The following is a 22,879-nucleotide window of genomic DNA, read 5'->3' on the forward strand; positions in this document are numbered from 1 at the left end:
TCCCGCCCGTCCTTTTTGGACGGGCGGGACGCCCATCCCACTTTCAAGAGTGGAAGTTATTTAATTCTCATTCCTTAATAACTCATAACAATAATCATAAAAACAAAACCCGCCGGCGCGGGTTTCATCTTAAAGCTAATTGTTAATAAGTGCTAATTTCAACTACTTCTGAGGAACAAGAGCCTCATTACCAGCAACGGGACGGGGAGACGAAGCGGTAGTTCGCAAAAGTGCGATCGCCTGCGCGTAGCAAGGATCGTCCTTAGTCGCAACCAACATCGGTTTGTTAGCTAATTTCAGCTTTTGTTCGTCGGTGACTTCGACTTTAACATCGGGAGTAACCCCCTTCTGGCTGATATCCGTACCGTTGGGAGTATAGTAGTGAGCGATCGTCACCGCCAATCCCGAACCATCAGCCAAAGAATGCACCGACTGCACCAAAGCTTTGCCAAAAGTTTGGCCGCCGATCACAGTTGCGCGCTTATTATCCTTCAGAGCACCAGCCAAAATCTCGCTGGCGCTCGCCGAGTTGTCGTCCACGAGCACCACCAAAGGCTTGTCAGTGAGCGCAGTGCGATTTGCCTTCATTTCCTGAGAATCGCCCGTGCGATCGACTGTGCGGACGATCGCCCCTGTATCCATCCACATCCGAGCGATATCAATGCTCACTCGCAGCAACCCGCCGGGATTCCCCCGCAAATCCAAAACAAAAGCGTCAGCTTTCTGAGCCGAGAGCTTTTTAATCGCCGCCTCCATTTGTTCGCCCGCGTGGGAGCTAAACTCTTGCAAACGGATGTAACCGACATTCTGACCCCCTTCATTCTTGAGGCTGTAGCGAACCGCGGCTACCTCAATTCTCGCCCTAGTCAGAGTGATGTCAAATTCGCTTTTGCCCTCACGAGCAATCCGCAGCGTGACTTTCGTGCCTTCATCGCCCCGAATTATCTGAGCCGCATCCGAGACAGTCATGCCTTTGGTAGTTTTGCCGTCAATCACCAAAATCGTATCGCCCGCTAGAATCCCTGCCTTCAGGGCCGGGGAATTTTCCATCGGCTCGACTACCCTAATCGCTCTCGTTTTCTCGTCTTCTTCCAGCCTCATCCCCACCCCTGTCAGTTCCCCAGAGGTTTGATTCGTCAGCGCTTCGTACTGCTTCGGGTCCATGAAGCGGGTGTAGGGGTCGTTTAATTTCTCTAGGGCTTTGCGGAGGGCCGTGTAGGCAGCTTCGCGAGAGGTATAATTTTTGCTCAGCAGTTCTTGGCGGGTTACTTGCCAGTCAATCTTGTTAAAGCTGCCATCAACATAGTCTCGGTTCACAATTTGCCAAGCTTCATCTAAGACAGCTTTGGGGCTATCTTGAAGTTCGGCGCGGACTGATTGGCTCAGGCCGGGAACGAGTAAAGATATCGAAGCGGTTGTTGCCATCGCCCCACTGAACAGGGCTGCCTGTAACTTAGAAAAGCGTTTGCGGGCTTGATTCATTGAATTTGGCTCAATTCGATTTTAGATTTTTGATTTGAGATTTTATATTGCTAAAAAATCTCACACTACTACTTAAACTATTGTGTGGAGGCTCCACCATCCCTTTGGACAGTCTAACGAGATTCATAGTCGATCGCCAACCAATTATTACTCTCTTTCAATAAACTTAATTTAAAACTTGGATTTATAAAGTGCCGTGGAAGCTAAAATCGAACAATTTTCGCGTAAGTGGTTGAGCCTGCTCATTAATGGAGTTATCGGTCTAGCAGCGCTGGCGGGGGTCGTCGCCATGCAGTCTAGCGGGCAGTTAGGCGGAATGTCCCCAGTTGGCGTTCAGGGGCAAAACCCGCCCTCTGGAATGTCTGCTGCCAGTTTCAAGCAAGCCGCACAGCAAGAAGCGCAGCAAGAAGCCCTGCGGCTGAGAATGCTCAAAACTATCCCTAGTTTTGGATTTGATAATTTAATTGCAGATTGGACATTTCTCAAATTTTTGCAGTATTTTGGCGACGACGAAGCGCGAGATGTGACGGGCTACAATCTGAGCCAAGATTATTTTGACATAGTTACGCAGCGCGACCCGCGGTGGGCTGACATCTACCTGTTTCTCTCCACAGCTATTTCTTTTTATCAAGGAAACCCTGAAACTGCTGTTAACTTTATAGAGCGTGGTACTAGGGCCCTTGCCCTTTCGCCGCAACTTCATTCCCAATCGTGGATAGTGTGGCGAACTAAAGGTATTGATGAGTTGCTGCTGTTGGGGGATATTCCCGAGTCAATTCGCTCTCACGAAATGGCCGCTGATTGGGTGGAAGGAACCCCAGAAGGAGCTTCATTGGCGCCGAGGTTTCGAGCAACTGCTGAGTTTTTGCGCCGAGATCCCGATAGCGTGCCGGTGCGGTTTACTGCTTGGAGCACGGTTTATGCTCAAACAACTGATAAGCTGGTGCGTCAAAGGGCGAGACAAGCTCTTGTCAAGTTGGGAGCTCAGGTGCAAAAAGATCGGGATGGAAACGAGAGTTTTATTTTGCCCCCTCGAAAGTAAGCAGAAGGAAGAAGGAAGTTCGGCAACGGATTGTGTAACGGATGTAACGGATGTAACGGATATCAGGAAGAAGGAAGAAGGGAAATGCAGCCGCAGTAATAGTTTCAGCTATCAAGAATGTCCTAAATGTCAAGACGGTTGACTGTAATTCTCCAATCCAAAATCCAAAATCTAAAATCTAAAATCGGCTTGAGTTAGTTCGCGCCATTCACCGGGTTTGAGGCCTTCGAGACGCAAATGCCCGATCGCACATCTGACCAGCCGCAGCGTCGGAAACCCTACTGCTGCGGTCATCCGGCGGACTTGGCGGTTGCGGCCTTCTGTGAGAGTCATTTCCAGCCAAGCTGTCGGCACGTTTTTGCGAAATCGAATCGGCGGTTCGCGGGGCGGCAAAGCGGGTTCTTCTAACAATAATTGCACTTTTGCCGATCGAGTCCGATAATCTTGAATTGTGACACCTGTCTGCAAAGCGGCGATCGCACTTGCATCAGGAATTCGTTCCACCTGCACCCAGTAAGTGCGGGGGTGAGCGAATTTCGGGTCACTGAGGCGGTGCTGCATTTGTCCATCATCGGTTAGCAGCAACAAACCTTCACTATCGCGATCGAGCCTTCCTACTGCATAAATGTTAGGAATAGGAATATAATCTTTCAGGGTTCTGCGTTTAACTTCCCCTGAATTGTCAGTGAATTGAGTTAAAACATCATAGGGTTTGTAAAATAAAATGTACCGATAGGGCATGACAAATTAAAAAATAAGAATGTACTAATGTCAATAAATTTGTAGGGGCGGGTTTCACCGACAATAATTGGCTAAAACTCACAATCTCAAAAACCCGCCCCCACCCAACGTCAAACCACTTTCTCTCTCTCTTCTCTCCTCTGCGCCCTCTGCGCCCTCTGCGGTTCATAAAAAAATAAATCTTGTTAACCAACGATTCAAACCAGCTCTAAAATCTTCAGCCTTTAAGAGCCTCGCAAATCTCAACTACCCAATTTTACCATGTCCGAAGCCACACACCGCGTTTGCATCGTCTTAGGAACTCGCCCAGAAGCGATTAAACTAGCCCCAGTAATTCAACTCTTCAAAAGTTCTCCAACCTTTGACACCCAAGTAATTTTAACCGGTCAGCACCGAGAAATGGTCGAGCAAGTAATGCGAATGTTCGATCTAAAAGCCGATCGGGATTTAGCAATTATGCAGCACCAGCAAACCTTGACGGATATTACATCCCGGAGTTTGCAGGGTTTGGAAGCATTGTTTAAAGAATTGCAACCCCACATCGTCTTAGTTCAGGGCGATACAACGACAGCGTTTGCCGCTGCTTTGGCTGCATTTTACCAGAAAATACCCGTAGGTCACGTAGAAGCCGGATTGCGGACAGACGACGTGTTCAATCCTTACCCTGAAGAGGCTAACCGACGGTTGATATCTCAGCTCACACGGCTGCATTTTGCCCCGACAGCGCTGGCCCAAGAGAATTTAGGGCGATCGGGCGTTTTGGGAGAAATTCACCGTACAGGCAATACAGTAATCGATGCTTTGCTTTCTGTCGCCAAACGCGAACCAGAATGCAACATACCTAACTTAGATTGGAGCAAATATCGCACTATCTTAGCAACAGTTCACCGCCGCGAAAATTGGGGAGAACCCTTACAAGGAATTGCGCGGGCTTTTCTCCAAATCTTAGATAAATTTCCCGATACAGCTTTACTACTACCCCTGCACCGAAATCCCACTGTTAGAGAACCTTTAAAAGCTCTTTTGGGCGACCATCCGAGAGTCTTTTTAACTGAACCTTTAGATTACGCAGAATTAGTAGGAGCAATTCAGAGATGTCATTTAATCCTCACAGATTCGGGTGGCTTGCAAGAAGAAGCACCTAGTTTGGGCAAGCCAGTTTTAGTATTACGAGAAACCACAGAAAGACCAGAGGCAATTTCTGCGGGTACTGCTAAACTGGTTGGTACTAATTCTGATATAATTACAGCAGCAGCGGCAGAATTGCTGAGCAATGCGGAAGCATACAACGCAATGGCAATGGCAATTAATCCCTTTGGGGACGGTTTGGCCTCCTCGCGGATTTTGAAAATTGTTGAAGAGTATTTTAGTTAACTACTCCTCGATTATTCGGCGGTTGAAAGCGCAACTATACAAACTTTCTTACCCGCAGAGGGGGACTAATTCCTGCTAAAAAAACTCGGTTTCTACCTCGCTTCCCGAATTACCAATCCCCACCGCCACCCCCACCACTAGACTCGCCACCGCCAAAGCTACCCCCGGAGTCGCTACTGCTACTGCTACTGCTGTAGTCACTACTGCTACTGCTGTAGTTACTGCGGTTATTACCCTGATAACGGCTGCGGGAGGGGAAAGGAGATTTCCCAGAAAATAAGCTGCCAAATATCCTGAAGATAATGAAGCAAGGTATAAATGCTATGAATAAGAACCCAAGTAAGTCATAGATTGGATTCGATGAATCTTCACCTGTGGATGTACTATTGCTAATAACTGGCGATTGACTAGGTATTGGTGACGGTTTCAGCGCTTGAGATGGTACGATCGGAGCCAAAGGCAGCGTGATTTGAGATTGAGCATTTACCATAGGAGTTTGTAAAACATTTACTAACGCCTTTGTCCCGGCTAATGTGCCCCCGTCAAAGTCCTGCTGTTTAAATCGGGGCGTAATTTCGGTTTCAATAATGCCCACTGCTTTAGCATCCGGCAAAATGCTTTGAATGCCAGAACCTGTTTCAATTTGAACGCGGCGTTCCCCCGAAGAAATCAACAATAAAACTCCGTTATTTTTACCTTTCTTGCCAATACCCCAAAAGTTAAATAGTTCTGTAGCAAATGCTTTTGGTGTCGCCGATGGTTTAGTACCAGTCACTGTCACAACAGCGATTTCTGAGCCGTTTTTCGCCTCTAAATCCGAAATCATTTGATTGAGCTGAATTTCGGTGCTGTTGCTGAGAATGTTTGCCTTGTCCGTTACCCAAGTGTTATTTACTTGACGGGGATTCGGTACTTCTTGTACTGTTATAGCTTGGCTCGTTACGGGAAATGCAATTGCCGAAAAGCATAGCAAACTGATCCAGATTATTTGTTTATTGCTAAATTGTAACTGCATCGCTTCAGTCTCCTGAATAACTGCTAGTCTGAAATTGACATATATCTGTCCGCCTAATTACCATTAAATAACCAGCTCGCTGTGATGTCAATTCAGATTATTCAGAAGTTGGATTCATAAAAATCATAATTTTAGGTGCGCCGTGGGTACCCTACATTTATACTCTTGCACGCACGGGTGGCGAAAAACCGGGTTTTTTACCAAAATAATTGCTGAAAACAGTCAATCTCGGTTCAAAAACCCGGTTTCTTAGTGGGCGAGTGCAAGTGTGAACTAATTTAGATATTTTTAAGGAGAGGGAACCGGTGGCAGAAAATTGCTGCTGCCTTTATAACCGGATAAAATAGCCAGTTTTTCCAAAGATTGCCGCCCCGTGTAATATTTCCCCCGAATTTCCCAAGTGGGATAAGCTTTAATATTGGCAGCTTTGCACAAATCCGGTTGAGCATCTTTGCCTCTGGGATCGCACTCAATGTAAGTAATTGCGGTAAATGCTTCTTTGCCGAAAAGTTCTTGTTGCGTGTGACAGTGAGGACACCAGTAAGCACCGTACATTCTAGCTTTGATGGTCTGCAAATGGGTTGCTAAAGCTATTTGTTCCGGCACGGATTCGCTGCGAATAGGTGGCGCTTCTTGTTCGGTAACAGGCTGTGCGAAAGGGGGAGGAGGAGGGAGGGTTTGTGCTAATTTTTGAGTGGATTTGTTGCTAAAACTGAACTGTGCAATTCTTCCGTCTGCTTTGGTAGTGACGAAAATCCCCAAAGTCAGGAAAAGTGCGATCGCACCAAAGTTGAATTTGCTTACTCTCATCTTGGATGTCATCTTGAATTTACTAGGATTTCGCGAGCTTGATTCATAGCCTCTACAGGATTGTTTACCACAAAAATGTTAAATTGTGCTAAACGTTTAAAAAAAAGTTGACTTTCGGCGCTGTGATTTAACAATATAACTTGTTTGTTAGCTTTCAGAGCGAGGGCGATTTCCGAAGCAGTGCCCGTCCCCATACCGCAGGCAATTATTACATCTGAAGAAAGAACGTTAATGTTATTTCTGGCGTTTCCCATATCGGTGACAATGGCAATATCTACAGATTCAGAAATGCCGCGAGTGTCATTTCCCGGAAGGATGCCGACTGTTAAACCGTTAGCTGATTTTGCTCCTTTGTTAGCGGCATCCATGACGCCGACATTTCTGCCACCAGTTAGCAATATCCACCCTGCTTCGGCGATGAGTTGTCCGAGTTGATAGGCGTTTTCTAAGTCGGTGGATGTGGCACTCTCGCCAGGGCCCATGATGCCAATGATGATTTTTTTCATAGTTTTGGAGTGAATATGGTGTTATTAATACTTGCTAGTTTTTTGGCACTATCTACGAATGTATGTTATCATATAAATAGTGGTGACTATAAACAGTTTGTGAGCCAAATAACTTCAGGGAGTTTCCTAGTATTTTTACAATATATGCTGATTTAACATTAAGAAGTGAGAGATAACATGAGTGTCGCCCCAAACCAGGAAACAAAGCTGATGGAAAAAATCCGTACTTTACCGCCCGATAAAATTACGGTATTAGAAGATTTTATCGATTTCCTTTCAACGCGAAGTGAAGATCGTCGGCTCGTTTATACTGCAACTAAACTCTCAGAAGCAGCTTTTGCTAAAATTTGGGATAACCCAGAGGACGCGGAGTATGATGAGTTATAATTTTGGTGATGTGGTTTTAGTTCCGTTTCCTTTTACCGATCAAACTACCAATAAAAAACGTCCAGCAGTTGTTATTAGTTGGGAGCATCCCGCTTTTTAACTAAGCAGAAATACCGAGCTTGATGTCGTTGTTTAAATATGCACATCTCAGTCTTAAAATTTGAGGCACATTTTTTTCGTTCCACTGTGCACCTACAATCTTAATTCTTGCTCCAATCTGTTTAATTAAAGACTCTACAGCTCCCGAACCAATATCAATACCCTGCTGTTGATAATTCTGGTAATCTGGGATTCTTGACTGATGTTTTCGGAGATAATTCTGGAAATTTTTACTTTCTTTAGCTCTAACTCCTATAAACTCAGCTATAGCTTCAACTGTTGCTCCTTGCCACAGTTGGTTCTTCGCTCTCCTCAGTCGTTTGAGCGAACCTCCTACTCTATGTAGGGCTTGCTGAATAATTGAGCGCTTTTTGGCGATCGGGAGTGATCGATTATTCAACCAGAGTTAAAGATGAGTTTTTCCGGCCTCATTTTGAGTGAAATATAAGCGCAAATTATGTTAAGCCCAAAAACAGGCATTGTTTGCCCCGAACCGCTTAAAAACACACAAAAAACCCGGCGCCACCAGGTAGAAAGGTTCATTACTAAAAAAGTGATAGCAATAGCTGTACCAGAGGTATTCTCAAATTTTGTCATTACCAGATTCAGGCTAAACCTTCGTTTACGCAAGCCCCAAATTTTCCCTCAATTGCCTGACGAATCTTCTCATCTTCCTTAGCTTGCTTCTTTTTTTCTTTACTCACATTTGCTGGAGGTCTTCCTAGGGGGGGTCCACTGATTCTAATGCCTTTTTCTTTACACCAAGCTCGGTTCTCTCTTGTACGGTAAATGCGATCGGCATGAACGGACTCTGGATAATATCCTGTGAAGCTATAATAAGCTTCTACTTGTGCTTTCAAGTCTCCTGATTCGTTGAAATTATCCCAACTTATTCGGTCTAAGAATACATATCCTTCAAAACAGCTCGCTGATAGTTTAGCTCCAAACTCTACATTTTTCCCTGCTTTTCCTCTGACTATAGGACGAATATGGGGTTGACTTAAACTTACTATTCTATCTTCTATCTCTGTTTTTTATTTTCAAATAGCCAGAGCTGTTGGCGATAGACTTATGTGAGGACTAGCAAGGTTTTATATTGCTTTTTGTTCAAAGCTTCTAGAGTCGCAGCCGCATCAATTAGCTGTTCAATATGAGCTAAGTTTCTTTTGATGTATTGAAGTTGTTTTTTAATTGCCTGTCTTCTTTTGTTGCGGCTGGGTCGTTTTTGTTTGGCTACTGCTAAGTAGTCTTTTCTTGCTAGATTACGGTAGGTTCTTGGTTTTTTAGGGATTTTTTCTTTGATTTGTTTATACAGGATGTCTAGGATTTTTTCTGTATGAACTCGGGTTCTGTTTAATAGTCCTAAGTCGGTCGGATAGGTAATGTCGGCGGGAGCGCAGGTTGCATCTACGATTAGTTTACCGCGATTGGTTGACTCATTTTTGGCGTCCGAATCCTTTTTTTTTCGGGTTGGATTGGGGTAATTTCTCGCATTTTTTCGACCCTGCGTTCGTTCACTTTATTAATTAGGGTGGAACTAATTCTTTGGCGAAAGTGCACTAATAAAGATGGGTCAAATGCGAGTTCGTTGCTGTAGCTTGATTGACCGATGAAGTATTGTAGATAGGGGTTTTCCCGGATCTGTTCTACTGTTTCCCGATCGCTAATTCCTAATTTTTCTTTAATAATTAATGCCCCCAATGCCATCCGAAATGATTTGGCTGGTGCCCCCTTTTGGGTGGGAAAGTTTTGGGCATATTCTGACTCAAATTCTGACCACGGAATTAGTTGAGCCATTTTTACCCAACGGTTTTCAGCAGACAACCTTCCTCCGAAGGGCAGTTCAAACTCGGATGAGGGGCTTGGGGCAAGCTCAGCTTTTCTGTACACGATCGCAGGTGGTGATGCATGGGTTTTGCCTATTTTACCTGTTTATCACGGCGACTTTACTCTCGATCCCGCGATCGTATAACCGCGCCGTGTAACCTTTCTGCACTTATCCAGCAAGCCCTAGCCTAGAGTCGAAGAGAAATCCCGAAAAAAGAACAGCGTTTAAAATAAAAATAGCCGAATATTTAAAAATAGAAAAAGAATCGCCAGAACTGGTGCATCTCAGTTTGGCAAATACATCAAATTGAAAGTTGACCGTTGAGATAAGCACAGTGAAGAGAAAGGATAGAGGGAACGCTCTCAATTTTCCATTGCGCTCCTGATATTTTCACCCAGAACCCAATTCGTTTAATAATTGATTCAACTGTTCCCGAACCAATCGAACTTATGGACTCTTCTTTATAGTATTGGTAGTTGACTATTCGGCAGCGATGGGTCTCTAAATAGTTACGTTAACTCTAAATAAACGTCGCTTTTATCAACAAGGTATGCGGGCTGCAACCCTGATTCGGTCTATCTCCTAGGCCTCTTTGTCACCCCCCCCATGTGTTTGTCCCCATACTCTCCTGATTTTAATCCAATTGAATTATGGTGGTCGCAACTCAAATCTTTATTGATCCAGTTTTCACCAACCACCACTAAAATGGTTGACACCATAATTGCTGTGGCTCTTGACTTAATTAATCCGAAACATCTTAAAAACTGGTTTACTAATTGCTGCTACTGTACCTCATACATCCGGAAGTGCTGTATCTCCAACACACTCAGGGAATAGAGCGAGTGATGAACTCCTATCGCTCTCGTATCGCATCCAACCCCGACGACATCCAATTTTACCATCTGGCATTGACAATTAAGCCAGATAATGAGAAGATCAGCAATTTTCAGCTAGGTAATGCGTTAGTTCGACAAAATCGCTTTGATGATGCTCAAGCCTCTTACCAAAGCGCACTCCAATATCACGGAGTGATATGAGCAACCGTACAGAAAGTTATGCTAAGGCTGAAACGATATGGTAAGCTTAAGCTTACTCGCTAAATAAATCTTTCACAACTACAGGAGGGCATATGCCTTTATCTTCGGAAACGCAAAATTCTCATTCGGACAAAACCACCCTAATCAATACTCTATTAACACTTTATAAGTTCGTCAAGCTTGCTTCCCGTCTTCGTCCAGGGGAATATAATTATAATTATGATTATATTCCCAGCCTCGCTATGACGAGTTCGCCTTCATTGCCTGTCATTAATCTCAACATACCAATCCAAGAGCTACCCAGTAAAGAATGGGTAATGCTGGTTGTCCAAAAAATAACAACTTTAAATGCTAATAAAGCCCGGAAATTTGACAACGGCATCCCATCTTTTAGTGTGGGAAATAGCACAGAAGAAAGTTCATCCATTGATGAAAATGTGCAAGTATTAAAAGATACCGAACATGAAATCAAAACCGCTGATAGTAAAGAAGATTGGACAAATATTGCTTGGAAAATAGCCTCGGCTGCCAAACAAATTACGCAAGAGGTTTCTCCTGCGGGAGTATCTTTCAGCGTAGGTGGTAGTGAATCGGCCGAAAGTTCTGAAATTGATGAGCAGCTTAGAGAGATAGATGAGCAATTTGCTAATGCCTACCAATCTAGTGAAACTTCAGATGCATTAGACTTTAGTGTTGGCTCAGACTTGGAAGATACGTCAGGAGAATCGCTGGATTTAGCCTTCAAGGAAATTATTAAAGAAAACATAAAATTGTTGGACTTAGAAAGTGAGCAAAGTTCAAATGTAGATTTTTCTACAGGAGGATTTCAAGATTTTCCCAGCCTGGACGATTACAATAGATTATTTGTAGATATCCGCTTACCCCAGATTAGCCAAAGGTTTCAAGAAGATTTAATTTTTGCCTATATGCGAGTTGCGGGGCCAAACCCACTTATGCTCCAGCAGCTATCAGAACAAAATAAACCTTTGCAGATTACCAACGAAAAATATCAGCAAATAATCGAAAAGTTTGAGTTTTCCGACTCCCTTGAAGCCGCTCTGCAAGAAGGCCGACTTTATCAAGCTGATTATTCCATGTTAAAAAACATGGCACAGGGGAGTTTTCCCAACAACGTCAAAAAATACCCTTGTGCGCCTTTAGCATTATTTGCGGTTCCCCCAGTTAGTAGTTCATCTCGCTCTCTAATACCAGTAGCTATTCAATGCCAGCAACCTTCTGTAAGTGAAAATCCACCAGTATTTACGCCGCTAGATGGCGACAACTGGATGGTAGCTAAAACCATTGTTCAAATGGCGGATAGCAACTACCACGAATTAGTTAGTCATTTAGGTCGCACTCATTTATTTATCGAACCTTTTGTACTAGCTACTAAGCGGAAATTGCCAGCAAATCACAAATTAAGAATTTTGCTAGATCCTCACTTTGAAGGAACTATATTAATCAATTATGGGGCTCATAAAACCTTAATTGCTAATGGAGGAAAAGTAGATGAGCTTCTAGCTAGCACTATTGAGGACGATCGAGTTCTTGCGGTTGAAGGAGCAAAAAGCTATCTGCACAACTTCAATGATGTAATGTTTCCCAAAACCTTGACAAGTCACGGTGTCGGCGAAAGCGCTCAGTTACCCGATTATCCTTATCGAGATGATGGACGGCTGATTTGGGATGCTATTAATACTTGGGTTCGTGCTTATTTAAGCATTTACTACACTAGCGACCAACAACTACTCGAAGATAAAGCTTTACAAAATTGGGCACAGGAATTAGTTTCCGACCAAGGGGGTCGCTTAAAGAATTTTGGAGAAGATGCTTCAGGTGCGATTAAAACACTCAATTATTTAATTGATGCTGTCTCTAGTATCATTTTTACTGCAAGTGCTCAGCACGCGGCAGTAAATTTCCCTCAATCAGAATTAATGAGCTATACGCCGGCTTTTCCTTTTGCCATCTACTCCCCAGCACCGACAAGTTCTGAGAAACAAGGGAACTTTATGAGTATGCTACCTTCCCTAGACCGCTCCCAAACCCAAATTGGGGTAGATTATTTACTTGGTTCGGTATATTACACGCAGCTAGGTCAATACAACAAAGGACACTTTAAAGATGCCAAAGTCATGTCATATTTGGGCGCGTTTCAAAATCAGCTAAGAGATATTGAAATGGAGATTAGCAAGAGAAACCGTTCCCGACTCATGCCTTACAAATTCTTGCTACCTTCTCAAATTCCCCAAAGTATCAATATTTAGTTCTACTTTATTGATTCAGGCAGCGCAACCAAAAGTAGATAGCTGCCTGATAACATAGGCCCAGAAGTAGAAACAAAACGCCACCCTCAGAAACCAGGTTCCTTTACCCAACCGTTCAGTCAGTTTTTCTTAAATGAGTAAATGCCATGCCAATTGAAAAAGTACCTAATACTTCCTTGAATTACTATCTGATTGCCTTTGATAAGGATGGCAACGAACGCGATGAAGCTGATGGGAAGAAACTGAGCGAACAAATCTTCTGTGCACTAGCGAATGAGCCAATCACAGATGTATTCCTTATGAGCCACGGGTGGATGGGCGACATCCCCGCAGCGCGACAGCAGTACAACGACTGGATTGGCGCAATGGCTAAACAAACAGCCGATATTGAAAAAATCAAACAGGTGCGATCGGGATTTCGTCCCTTAATGATTGGCCTGCACTGGCCGAGCAAGCCTTGGGGTGATGAAGAGTTGACAAATTCTTCGGTGTCCTTTGACGTGAACGACGAAGATCCAGTTGAGGGGTTAGTAGATGAATATGCCGATCGCATTGCTAACACTGAAGCAGCACGGCAAGCCCTGCAAACAATTCTCCGGGCGGCGAGCGAAGACAACACACTTGATAGCTTGCCACCAGAGGTACTCAACGCCTACCAAGTGTTGAACCAAGAGGCTGACTTGGGTAGCGAAGGTGAAGGTGCGGCACCGGGTTCGGATTGGGAAGGTTTCGATCCAGAAGCCATCTATGAAGCGAGTATAGATGAACCAGTAAGTTTCAGCACCGACAGCAGCTCAGTCTGGGATAAGGTTTTGAACCCCCTGCGGGTACTGTCTTATTGGAAAATGAAAGAACGCGCTCGCAAAATCGGTGAAAACACTGGTTTCAACTTGTTAAAAACACTGCAAGAGAACGCTGCTGAAACGGTGCGATTCCACCTGATGGGTCACAGTTTCGGATGCGTTGTTGTCTCTTCCATGCTCAACGGTCCGCAAGGGAAGGGTACGTTAGTCCGCCCAGTGAATTCTCTGGCGTTGGTACAAGGCGCTGTATCGCTCTGGTCTTATTGTTCAAAGATTTCATACGAACGCGATCGCCCCGGTTACTTTAATACAATCATCGCTCAAGGTAAAGTCGCAGGTCCGATCGTTACAACTCACTCTCACTTAGACTATGCAGTCGGCCGGATGTACCCCCTAGCTGGAAAGACTGCCTTTAGTGCTGTGGACTTTGCCCCCGGTCAGTTGCCTAAATATGGCGGAATTGGCAGCTTTGGTCTAGGGGGAGACGACCTGGCAGCGGAAAACACAAATATGCTCCCCTGGAATGCCTCTTATGATTTTAAACCGGGCAAAATCTACAACCTGGAAAGCAGCAAATTTATTTGTGATGTGAACCAGGGAGGGCCAATAATGGGTGCCCATTGCGACATTGCCAAGCCGGAAGTCGCCCATGCTGTGTGGTCGGCAGCTTATGCCAGTTAACCGCCAGAGTTAGACTCAATTTTTTTGCCTGTGAGAACGGATAGAAACTCAGAAAGCCCCTGTTAAAAAAGCTTGTGGGGTTTCTATCTGATTCACTCAAAACTCAAATTGTGATTATTCGCCCAACCAACCAGGAACCAAAAATATGAACGAAGAAGACTTGCTATTTTTCAATGGGATTAATGGCGCCAGCGGTGATTATTTGCTACCGCCATTGAGCGCCGAGCAAGTATCTAAGATTGCCCAAGGCGAAGAATTCGATCCAGACAATCTAGAAGATATCCAGCTAAAAAAGCGGCAAAAAGAAGAGCCTGACTTTGCTCCTATAGAGGGAGTAGACCCCAAAAACCTAGCACAAACAGGTTGGGGGGTAATCTTCGCTTACGATGCCGATCCGGCAATTCGAGAGGCGCTCAGCGAGCTATTAGACCATCGCAAAAAGCAAGCCACTCAACAGCACGAGCATTACTATAAGGAATACCAAGGTCCCCAAGGCTATCGTTACGACAAGGCAAAAAATCAGTACGAGTCAAAAAAGAATTTCTTGGCACGTCAGGGAGTATCTTCAGGTCCAGCCGATCCGGACAAAATGCCCTACTACCTGCTGATTGTTGGCGATCCAGTAACAATTCCCTATCGCTTTCAGTCCCAGCTCAGCGTTCAGTACGCAGTGGGTCGGATTTACTTTGATACGCTACAGGAATACGCGCAGTACGCTCACAGTGTAGTAGAAGCTGAAACTGGCAATTTATCCCTATCCCCTAGCGCGGCCTTTTTCGGTGTGTGCAACCCAGGAGACGCTGCCACTAATCTCAGCACTCAAGACCTCATTCAGCCGTTATCTGAATGGGTTGCCGAGAAACATTCCGACTGGGATGTGAAAACGATTCTCAAAGAAGAAGCAACCAAAGCCCGCTTGGGGCAATTGCTAGGAGGCAGTGAAACACCTAGTTTGCTTTTCACTGCCAGTCATGGCATGGGCTTTCCCAATGGCGATCCGCGTCAGTTGCCCCACCAAGGCGCACTGCTGTGCCAAGACTGGCCCGGTCGCGAATGGGGACGAAAGCCGATCCCGGAAGATTTTTACTTTTCTGGGGACGATATTGGCGAACAAGCGCGGCTTTTAGGAATGATTGCTTTTCACTTTGCCTGCTATGGTGCTGGCTGTCCCCAAAAGGATGAATTCGACGGTCACTCTAAATTTCTTTCCGAACGACCGGATATTGCGCCGTATCCCTTTCTTGCCCGCTTGCCGCAGAAACTCCTGAGTCATGCCAAGGGAGGTGCCCTCGCTGTCATTGGTCATGTCGATCGAGCTTGGGGTTGTTCTTTCTCTAGTTCAGATATTCGCGGTTCAAGTGCGGAGAAACGGCAGATAGCAGTTTTTCAGAGTAGCGTGAAGCGTCTGCTGGAAGGGCATCCAGTAGGATCGGCAGTGGAGTATTTTGATGAGCGCTATGCCGAAATTTCCTCCGACCTCAGCTCTGAGCTAGAAGAGATTAAGTTTGGTGCGGTTCCCAATAATCAGAGTTTGGCTGGGATGTGGACGGCTAACAATGACGCCCGCAACTATGCGATTATTGGCGATCCAGCAGTCCGGCTAGTCGTCAGTTATAGTAAAGATGCCAGCGCCGATCGCCCTACGATTGAATCTGTGCAGTTGCCTTCTAATCTGGCACAGGGTTCGGCTCAGGAAACTCCAGAGCAAGTTGTTGATGAAGCTGCTCTGAAGCAAGTTCAGACGCAACTCGTTTCATCATTAGAGCAATTTGTCAATACCGTCCAAAAAGCTCCAGCTAATAACACCGAAACCCTGCAAACAGCAACATCAATAGCCATCAATCTGTTGAATGTGTTGAAGGCGTTGAGCTAACTTAGCGATCGTGCACCTAAGTGAACGGCTGCCGGGAGTTTTCCCGTGCAGCTTTCAGGTTGTTAGGGAGTGATCGCCACAGAAGACTTGCGTCCTCGTTTCGGTCTGACGCTTCCTACTTTTTTGGTAAATTACTAGCAGTGCCAATACCATCACAAACGTGACGTTCTTCAGACATAAGTTCGGAATCAGGATTATTAAGATAGTCACGTACCCAAGTGCAACCCCGCACCATCAGCTCATCTAATCCTTCAACCCGCCATAACTTAACAGTCCCATCTTCACCACTCGTAGCTAGAAGCTTGCCATCGAGACTAAAACCGACGCTCTTGACCTCACCTTTATGACCTTTGAATACAGCTACCTCTTGACCGGCTACATCCCACAGACGAGCAGTTGAGTCAGATCCCGCACTCGCTAGCAGCTTACCATCGTTACTCCAACGGAGTTTCTGTACTGCACCTATATGACCTTTTAATTCCTTTAATTGATTACCTGACAAATCCCACAAACGGATAGTGCGATCGCTACTAGCTGTAGCCAGTTTTTGACCGTCATTGCTCCAAATGACGCTGTTGATCCAGTCTCGATGCGCGGGGAATTCTCTTAGCTTCTGACCAGATAAATCCCACAAACGTACAATGCCATCCGCTCCTGCCGTAGCTAAAAGTTTGCCATTCGGGCTAAAATTGACACTTAGGATGGCACCTTTATGACCTTTTAATTCTCTTAATTGCTTACCAGACAAATCCCACAAGCGGGCAGTGCCATCCTTTCCGGATGTAGCTAAAAATTTACCATCCGGGCTAAAGTTCAGACCCAAAACTCCACCTTTATGACCCTTGAATTCTCTCCGTTGCTTACCAAATAAACTCCACAAGCGAGCGGTGCCATCCTCTCCTGATGTAGCCAAAAGTTTGCCATTCGGGCTAAAACTAACCTTCTCAATTTTACCTTTATGACCTTTAAATTCCCCTAACTGCTCGCCTGATAAATAATCCCACAGGCGGACAGTGCCATCAGCTCCAGTAGTCGCCAGGATATCGCCATCCGGACTAACACTGACACTCCAGACAGTGCCTTTGTGCCCTTTGAAATCAGTTAACTGCTGGCGGTCTTGCAAATCCCACAAGCGGACAGTGTTGTCGTATCCAGCCGTAGCTAAAAGCTTGCCATCTGGGCTGAAAACAACACTCCTAACTGAGTTGTTATGCCCTTTAAATGCCTTCAATAGTTTTCCATTCAAACCCCAGTAGCGAACAACGCCGTCCTTGGAACCAGTGGCGAGGTGCTGGCCATCGGGACTGAAAATGACGCTAAACACCCCGTTTTGCTCTTGCTCTTCTAACAATTCTCTCAACTCTTTTCCTTTCAAATCCCACAACTTGGCAGTACCATCCATAGAGGCAGTGGCAACTTTTTGACCATCGGGACTAAAACTAACACTAAATACCGCATCTTTATGTCCTTTAAATTCGCTTAATAGTTTTCCGTTCAAATCCCACAACTTGGCGGTGCGGTCTCCAGAACTCGTAGCTATCGTCTTACCATCAGGGCTAAAACTGATGCCCCAAACTTTTTTATCCTTACTGGTATTATGGGCAGGAAATTCTTTTAATAATTTGCCCTGCAAATTCCACAAGCGAACGATACCATCCTCATAACCAGTGGCGATAGTCTGACCATTAGGGCTGAAAGTGATGTTAAATACCCCCTCCTTCTGCTTAGGAAATTCCCTCATTAGGTTTCCTTTCAAATCCCACAATTTTGTAGTCCCATCCTCACCACCAGTCGCCAGTAGCCGACCATCCGGGCTAAAGTAGATATTTCTAACACGCTCTTTACTCACTCCAAATTTAATTAGTTCTTTGCCATGTAAATCTGACAAACGAACTGTGCCATCAACTCCAGTACTCGCCAGTAGCTGGCCATCAGGGCTAAAACTGACATCCGTAACTGAGCGTTCATACGCTTCTAGGCGATTGAGTTCTCTGACTTCAGAAGTTACTTTGTGCAGCCTGCCCATTACTTCATTGATTAAGGTTGCTTTTGATATCCACAGGTGCTTAACTTCTTTTCCAGCTTGTAAACTTCCTATCAATGCCTTTAATTGATCTGTTGCTAACTTAGCTTCTGAGGAAGCACTTAAAGCCTGAATTCGCTCAACTTCTGCTTGCCGCCACTGATATCCAGCAAAGATAGCAAATCCAGCAAAGACAAAAGCTGAGCTGACAGCGGCGAAAAGCAGGCGATGTCTGCGTTGTTTTTCTTGCCTGCGGATGCGATCGCGCAACTCCAAACAAGCCAAGACATATTCAGATTCTTCTTGGTTGAGATGCACAAATTTGGGCTGTTTCAACAACACTTGGGCATCTTCTAATCTTCCCCCCTGATGGATTAAATAGCTGTTTTGGTCTGGTTGCTCCCGGTGCTGGTGCCAATCTTCTGCCGCCTGATTTATGTTTTCTCGCAGTTGCAAGTCGTTGCGGTTCTGGCTCAACCACTCCTGCAACGTTGGCCAATAGCGGATTAAAGCTTCATGGGCGACTTCTACTTCTTCCTTCGCGGTAGTTTCGTTCCGACTGGTAACGACTAGCCGTACCCCTTCACCAGCTAGCTGCTGTACCAACTTCTTAGTCTCTGCCAGATTGCTCGCACTGGACACGAGATCCTCTAACTCCACTCGCTGGCGGGTGTCCCGTCGCTTCTCTCCCTGTATGGCATTCTTATCCAGGCGAGTTAAGCGCAAGAAAATATTCTGGATTTGCTCTTGTTTCTTAGCTGGTAGGCTATTGTAAAAATCATCAGCAGTTTTAGCGATCGCCTGGTGGACTTTACCAATCGCTTGGTACTCCTCATCGCACAGCCAGCGTCCCCGCCGTCGCTTCCACAGTTCCTGCAACGCATATTGCAGCAGCGGCATCGCCCCTGGCTCTCCTTGCACATCATTGAGAATCGAGTGACTCAAGCCAGCTTCAAAGCGCAACCCTCCCCTGTCTGCCTGCATCTTCATCGCTGTAATCAGTTCCGCAGGTTCCATCGGCCCAACCAATTTTTGTCGGGTTTCAATCCGCTTTCTCAGTGGGGGGTAGAAGGTACACTCTCCTAAAAAGTCCGCCCGCATTGTTATGACAACTTTTCGGCGTTCGGCAAGGTGAAACAACTTGTCGATAAATTCTTGCCGATTGGCTTTATCCTCGCAGAGGGTGAACAGTTCCTCAAATTGGTCTACCACCAATATTGAATGCTGTTCCGATACCTTTAACAGTATTTCTAATTGTTTCAGTGGCTCGTTGCTCGGTGTGATGCGAACCGACTGTAGGCTTGGCTCCTGCTCTTTAAGCTTAGGAATCAGTCCAGCTAGCACCACGGATGATTTGCCACTACCCGAAGTGCCGATAACAGCTAAGAAATTATCCTTCGCCAGTTCCTTTTGTAAATCTCTAATCAGCTCATCGCGCCCAAAGAAGAACTTGTGGTATTGTTCCTCAGCAAAGGAAGATAGACCGGGAAAAGGACACTCCGCCTTGTATTCTGGTGGTTCTTTGCCTAAAGCTGCCAGAGCATCAAAGCTAATTTCCAGGACTTGATCGCACAGGTTATCGATCTCTACTATTGCCTGCTGGCGCTGTTCACGCGCTGTGCGTGACTCGGCTCCTTGGGTATCTTTGAGGATCTCTACCTGCGTTTTAAACCTCTGCTTGAGTACCGAAGCATTAGGGGCGCGTTCTACGAGGAGTTTGCTCAGCTTTTCAATACCATACTCGATTTCCTCGTCGGTTAAATCTCGATTGTCGAGCCGATCGCTAAATAAGGGACGCCCACCCAAGCGACTAAACAAAGCCGGGACAGCAATATCGTGGCGTTTTCCCAATCCGGCGGTTGCCTCTTGTAGCGCCGTATCTACCTCTCCGGACTCTCTGAGTCGTCGGTAAAAGTTCTGTCCTAGAGCTAAGCCTGTCTCTACGCTCACCTTGCGAGTCATCGCTACTACAGCAGGCATCCCCAAATTTCTTACCAATCTTTGACCTAATCCACCTAATCCTGCTTCTGCTCTGGGGTCGGCACTTTCGCAAGTGCACAGGAAGGTAAAGTGAGGTAAGCTCCTCTGATGATTACCGATGTTCTTGAGCTCTGCCAGAAAATCTTCTCCCGTAACTGGCTGAACTTGGTTATCTGCTTTTGCCCAGTACAGAACTGTTTCTCCGTTATCCAGCAGCTTGCCGTGGGCGACAAAGTGCAGCAAGGTGTATGGTTTCTTGGCGTTAGTCAGTTGCTTAGACAGTTCTTGTAGGGTTGGGGGCCCGATCGCACCTGCGACATCATTTGCCAAAATTTCGTAAGGAATTTCACCAAGCGCTTCCTTGACTCCAGATAAAACAGCTTCAACGTCAAAAGGTGCTAATTGAAACTTGCCTATATTAGAGGGACTCGCTACCAGCACCAGTGCCCGCAAGTCACGCCGTCCAATGGGGGGAAAGCGCCGATCGATAATAGTAGGAATGTACAAGGAAAAGGGAACGCGCTGGTTGCGGGCTAAAAGATGCCACTCTCCATCGGCATCAATCGGAGCGCACAACCTTTCCCAATGCAAGGTTTTGATAGGGTCATTGTCAGCCGCTTCAATTGACAGCAAAATTCGTAACAGGGAGTCCTGACTACTCTTGGATAGGGCACGAACAAAGGTGTCGTATACAGCCCCTCGAAACAAAGCTTTGCCTAGTAGAGTGCCGTATTCCCTCTCGTTTTCTTGCTGTTGAGTGAGTTTGTTCAAGTCATCCTGACTTAGCTGGAGAGTCTCTTTTGAATGGATGGTTAGTCCGTCCGGTTGCTTACACCTGACAACAATGGGCCAGCTACTATCGCCTGATTTGCTCTGGATGGTAATCTCAAACTCAAAGACGTTCATGCGTCATGTCCTCTCATTATTTCTCGCTCTTTATATGGTCAGATAACCAATACTATGTCGTTATTAACACTAATTATAACCTACAGCACTTCCGGATGTTATGAGGTACAGTAGCAGCAATTAGTAAACCAGTTTTTAAGATGTTTCGGATTAATTAAGTCAAGACCCACAGCAATTATGGTGTCAACCATTTTAGTGGTGGTTGGTGAAAACTGGATCAATAAAGATTTGAGTTGCGACCACCATAATTTAATTGGATTAAAATCAGGAGAGTATGGGGACAAACACAAGATAGAAGCACCAGGGTAAGAGCATCTCATACCATTTTTTTAAAGATGTGATAGACTTGTGTGAAAAGTAAAGGAGAGAATTACAATGTCTGGTCCTCCTCATATAAAGATTACCGAATCTGGAGAAAATTTGCGAGAAATACTCAAAAAACAAAAAAGAATCCTAGCTTATAATAAAGTCCAAATGCTTTATTTATTTCAGTCAAAACAAGTAGAAACTGTGCGGGAAGTATCAGCAGTTTTAGGTAAAAGTGAGGCAACGATTCATCGCTGGCTCTCCCAATATAGAAAGGGCGGTCTGGAAAATTTGTTAAAAAATAGGCAGGTTTTCGGTCGCCCAAAAAAGTTCTCAGTTGAAATAGCAGCGACCTTGCAACAAGAGTTGAGAGACCCCGAAGGATTTAAGAGTTATAAAGAAGTTCATCTTTGGCTATGGTTGATTAAAGGAATAGCCAGTAGTTACTCGGCTGTATATTCTTTAGTTAGAGGAGTATTAAAAAGTAAATTAAAAATTCCCAGACCTCGCAGTATTTCTCAGAAATCTACGGCAATTAATGAATGCAAGAATAACTTGCATCGACAGATAAAAGCTTTACTAGACAAAGCTTTACCTCAAGTAAATAAATATAAAAAAGTCACTTATTGGTGTAGTGATGAAACGCGGATAGGGCTGCATACAATAAAGTCGGCGCAAGCTGACGCTTTCCGGCGTAAAGCCCATGGGGAAGCATCAATGGAAATTTGAGTGTTTTTGGCTGTATGGGGCAGTATCAATCCCTACAGGAAAAAGTTTTTTTTGGGAGTTTTCCCATTTAGACAAAGTTTGTTTTGGAGCCTATTTACAACTTTTGTCAATACAAGATCAGTCATCAATTACACATCATTTAAGTTGATAACGCACGACTCTCATAATTTGGACTCATCTGAATTACCAGACAATGTTATTTTACTATTTCAGCCTCCCGCTTGTCCGGAAGTAAATCCGACAGAAAGAGTGTGGGAATATCTGAAAGATTTTTTAGCTTGGTCAGTGTTTAGTAATCTGGACGAACTCCGCACAAAAGTCAAGGAAATTTTGGCATCTTTCACCGATCGCGTCATTGGTTTTCTCACCGGATGGTCTTGGATTTTACATTCTTTATCTCTATCACATCTTTAAAAAAATGGTATTAACTTGGCCGAGGACTAAACGATTTTCCGAAGCCCACGCTGTCACTAAATGTAAATTTTTTTTGCCTTGATTTCGGTCATAAGACCCTCGGAGACTTTTTCCGTCAATCGGGATAACTTGGTCAACAACTGAACCGATAAATTTTTGAACCCATTGAGTTAACTTCTGTTCTAAAATTTTGGGGTCTAGTTTTTCAAAAACTCTACGAAACGTATCATGATGAGGAATGCCATTGGGTAATTCTAAAAATTGTTTGAGCCAGGTCTGTTTACTTATTCCATAATTTTCCATATCTTCCCATCCGTTACCTCCAGCTATTATCGCTAACAAAGCAATCACGCTTGATATCTTTAAGTAAGTGATGTTTAGTGCGGTCAACTCTTGGATCAGGTAGATCATCAAAATAATTCAACAAACCCCCTTCTAGTTTCTAGTGGGTGCATCTCACTTTGGCGAATGTGTCAAAAAAGAGTTAAAATGAAAAAGCTAGGACTTACGCATTGACAAAAAATATCATCTATGTAGTCTAGATAATGGCATCGTTGTGAAGGTTGGCAAAAATAT

15 protein-coding genes and 4 pseudogenes are annotated in these 22,879 nt (G+C 44.9%); 9 read left to right on the forward strand and 10 right to left on the reverse strand.

What is annotated here, in order from left to right; all coding sequences use genetic code 11:
• Positions 1-162 precede the first annotated feature (162 nt).
• Positions 163-1,482: a carboxyl-terminal processing protease CtpB gene (ctpB, locus tag QT987_RS26905; protein ID WP_333246274.1), complete on the reverse strand. Its 1,320-nt coding sequence runs from the start codon at positions 1,480-1,482 to the stop codon at positions 163-165.
• A gap of 196 nt (positions 1,483-1,678) precedes the next feature.
• On the opposite strand from ctpB, the gene QT987_RS26910 reads away from it, so the two are divergent.
• Positions 1,679-2,524 carry a hypothetical protein gene (locus tag QT987_RS26910; protein WP_333058336.1) on the forward strand — a complete coding sequence of 282 codons (846 nt, stop codon included), beginning with the start codon at positions 1,679-1,681 and terminating at the stop codon, positions 2,522-2,524.
• Positions 2,487-2,666 (forward strand): hypothetical protein, encoded by a 180-nt coding sequence (locus tag QT987_RS26915; protein ID WP_333234233.1) that lies wholly within the window; start codon positions 2,487-2,489, stop codon positions 2,664-2,666. Before QT987_RS26910 ends, QT987_RS26915 begins: the two co-directional genes overlap by 38 nt.
• A gap of 29 nt (positions 2,667-2,695) precedes the next feature.
• Here QT987_RS26915 and QT987_RS26920 read toward each other — a convergent pair whose 3' ends face one another.
• Entirely contained in the window at positions 2,696-3,265 is a 570-nt protein-coding gene (locus QT987_RS26920; protein ID WP_333246275.1) for a pseudouridine synthase, read from the reverse strand.
• Between the two features lie 261 nt (positions 3,266-3,526).
• On the opposite strand from QT987_RS26920, the gene wecB reads away from it, so the two are divergent.
• Positions 3,527-4,639 carry a non-hydrolyzing UDP-N-acetylglucosamine 2-epimerase gene (gene wecB / locus QT987_RS26925; RefSeq protein WP_333246277.1) on the forward strand — a complete coding sequence of 371 codons (1,113 nt, stop codon included), beginning with the start codon at positions 3,527-3,529 and terminating at the stop codon, positions 4,637-4,639.
• Between the two features lie 109 nt (positions 4,640-4,748).
• Here the strand turns inward: wecB and QT987_RS26930 are convergent, their stop codons facing one another.
• The 3 genes from QT987_RS26930 to QT987_RS26940 all read right to left on the reverse strand — a co-directional run bounded on the left by QT987_RS26930 (position 4,749) and on the right by QT987_RS26940 (position 6,970).
• Positions 4,749-5,654 (reverse strand): TPM domain-containing protein, encoded by a 906-nt coding sequence (locus QT987_RS26930; RefSeq protein ID WP_333246279.1) that lies wholly within the window; start codon positions 5,652-5,654, stop codon positions 4,749-4,751.
• Between the two features lie 288 nt (positions 5,655-5,942).
• Complete coding sequence (locus QT987_RS26935; protein WP_333246281.1) at positions 5,943-6,464, reverse strand: hypothetical protein; 522 nt, start codon at positions 6,462-6,464, stop codon at positions 5,943-5,945.
• A gap of 8 nt (positions 6,465-6,472) precedes the next feature.
• Positions 6,473-6,970: a TIGR00725 family protein gene (locus QT987_RS26940; RefSeq protein ID WP_333246282.1), complete on the reverse strand. Its 498-nt coding sequence runs from the start codon at positions 6,968-6,970 to the stop codon at positions 6,473-6,475.
• A 177-nt stretch (positions 6,971-7,147) separates the two neighbouring features.
• On the opposite strand from QT987_RS26940, the gene QT987_RS26945 reads away from it, so the two are divergent.
• Positions 7,148-7,357, forward strand: a complete 210-nt coding sequence (locus tag QT987_RS26945; protein WP_333246284.1) for a toxin-antitoxin system, antitoxin component, Xre family protein — start codon at positions 7,148-7,150, stop codon at positions 7,355-7,357.
• A 100-nt stretch (positions 7,358-7,457) separates the two neighbouring features.
• Here the strand turns inward: QT987_RS26945 and QT987_RS26950 are convergent, their stop codons facing one another.
• From QT987_RS26950 to QT987_RS26960, 3 genes and pseudogenes are all read right to left on the reverse strand, one after another.
• The gene (locus tag QT987_RS26950) at positions 7,458-7,856 is read right to left on the reverse strand and encodes a hypothetical protein (RefSeq protein WP_333246286.1); all 399 of its coding nucleotides are present in this window, start codon (positions 7,854-7,856) and stop codon (positions 7,458-7,460) included.
• Positions 7,853-9,346 (reverse strand): annotated as a pseudogene (locus QT987_RS26955) (IS5 family transposase). The gene QT987_RS26950 and the pseudogene QT987_RS26955 overlap by 4 nt, the downstream one beginning before the upstream one ends.
• A gap of 239 nt (positions 9,347-9,585) precedes the next feature.
• Positions 9,586-9,795: pseudogene (locus QT987_RS26960) on the reverse strand (ISKra4 family transposase); the annotation flags it as partial.
• 295 nt (positions 9,796-10,090) lie between these two features.
• On the opposite strand from QT987_RS26960, the gene QT987_RS26965 reads away from it, so the two are divergent.
• The 4 genes from QT987_RS26965 (at position 10,091) to QT987_RS26980 (ending at position 15,945) form a co-directional block, all read left to right on the forward strand.
• Positions 10,091-10,321, forward strand: a complete 231-nt coding sequence (locus QT987_RS26965) for a hypothetical protein (protein WP_333246288.1) — start codon at positions 10,091-10,093, stop codon at positions 10,319-10,321.
• Between the two features lie 92 nt (positions 10,322-10,413).
• The gene (locus tag QT987_RS26970) at positions 10,414-12,588 is read left to right on the forward strand and encodes a lipoxygenase family protein (protein WP_333246290.1); all 2,175 of its coding nucleotides are present in this window, start codon (positions 10,414-10,416) and stop codon (positions 12,586-12,588) included.
• Between the two features lie 146 nt (positions 12,589-12,734).
• Positions 12,735-14,072 carry a hypothetical protein gene (locus tag QT987_RS26975; RefSeq protein ID WP_333246292.1) on the forward strand — a complete coding sequence of 446 codons (1,338 nt, stop codon included), beginning with the start codon at positions 12,735-12,737 and terminating at the stop codon, positions 14,070-14,072.
• A gap of 145 nt (positions 14,073-14,217) precedes the next feature.
• Positions 14,218-15,945, forward strand: coding sequence for a hypothetical protein (locus QT987_RS26980; RefSeq protein WP_333246293.1), 1,728 nt, complete (start codon positions 14,218-14,220; stop codon positions 15,943-15,945).
• 115 nt (positions 15,946-16,060) lie between these two features.
• On the opposite strand, the gene QT987_RS26985 is transcribed toward QT987_RS26980, so the two are convergent.
• On the reverse strand, positions 16,061-20,854 hold the full coding sequence (locus QT987_RS26985) for an nSTAND1 domain-containing NTPase (RefSeq protein ID WP_333246295.1): 4,794 nt from the start codon (positions 20,852-20,854) through the stop codon (positions 16,061-16,063).
• A gap of 375 nt (positions 20,855-21,229) precedes the next feature.
• Here QT987_RS26985 and QT987_RS26990 point away from each other — a divergent pair.
• Positions 21,230-22,303 (forward strand): annotated as a pseudogene (locus tag QT987_RS26990) (IS630 family transposase).
• A gap of 12 nt (positions 22,304-22,315) precedes the next feature.
• On the opposite strand, the pseudogene QT987_RS26995 reads toward QT987_RS26990, so the two are convergent.
• Positions 22,316-22,730, reverse strand: a pseudogene (locus tag QT987_RS26995) (ISAs1 family transposase); the annotation flags it as partial.
• Between the last annotated feature and the right edge of the window lie 149 nt (positions 22,731-22,879).

It is taken from the genome of Microcoleus sp. SVA1B4, from assembly GCF_036700545.1.
Classification (GTDB): domain Bacteria; phylum Cyanobacteriota; class Cyanobacteriia; order Cyanobacteriales; family Microcoleaceae; genus Microcoleus.

Bases quoted from the DNA above. Each gene is read 5' to 3' on its own strand.
- ctpB (WP_333246274.1), bottom strand. From the start codon at position 1,482: ATGAATCAAGCCCGCAAACGCTTTTCTAAGTTACAGGCAGCCCTGTTC.
- QT987_RS26915 (WP_333234233.1), top strand. From the start codon at position 2,487: ATGGAAACGAGAGTTTTATTTTGCCCCCTCGAAAGTAAGCAGAAGGAA.
- QT987_RS26920 (WP_333246275.1), bottom strand. From the start codon at position 3,265: ATGCCCTATCGGTACATTTTATTTTACAAACCCTATGATGTTTTAACT.
- wecB (WP_333246277.1), top strand. From the start codon at position 3,527: ATGTCCGAAGCCACACACCGCGTTTGCATCGTCTTAGGAACTCGCCCA.
- QT987_RS26930 (WP_333246279.1), bottom strand. From the start codon at position 5,654: ATGCAGTTACAATTTAGCAATAAACAAATAATCTGGATCAGTTTGCTA.
- QT987_RS26935 (WP_333246281.1), bottom strand. From the start codon at position 6,464: ATGAGAGTAAGCAAATTCAACTTTGGTGCGATCGCACTTTTCCTGACT.
- QT987_RS26940 (WP_333246282.1), bottom strand. From the start codon at position 6,970: ATGAAAAAAATCATCATTGGCATCATGGGCCCTGGCGAGAGTGCCACA.
- QT987_RS26945 (WP_333246284.1), top strand. From the start codon at position 7,148: ATGAGTGTCGCCCCAAACCAGGAAACAAAGCTGATGGAAAAAATCCGT.
- QT987_RS26970 (WP_333246290.1), top strand. From the start codon at position 10,414: ATGCCTTTATCTTCGGAAACGCAAAATTCTCATTCGGACAAAACCACC.
- QT987_RS26975 (WP_333246292.1), top strand. From the start codon at position 12,735: ATGCCAATTGAAAAAGTACCTAATACTTCCTTGAATTACTATCTGATT.
- QT987_RS26980 (WP_333246293.1), top strand. From the start codon at position 14,218: ATGAACGAAGAAGACTTGCTATTTTTCAATGGGATTAATGGCGCCAGC.
- QT987_RS26985 (WP_333246295.1), bottom strand. From the start codon at position 20,854: ATGAACGTCTTTGAGTTTGAGATTACCATCCAGAGCAAATCAGGCGAT.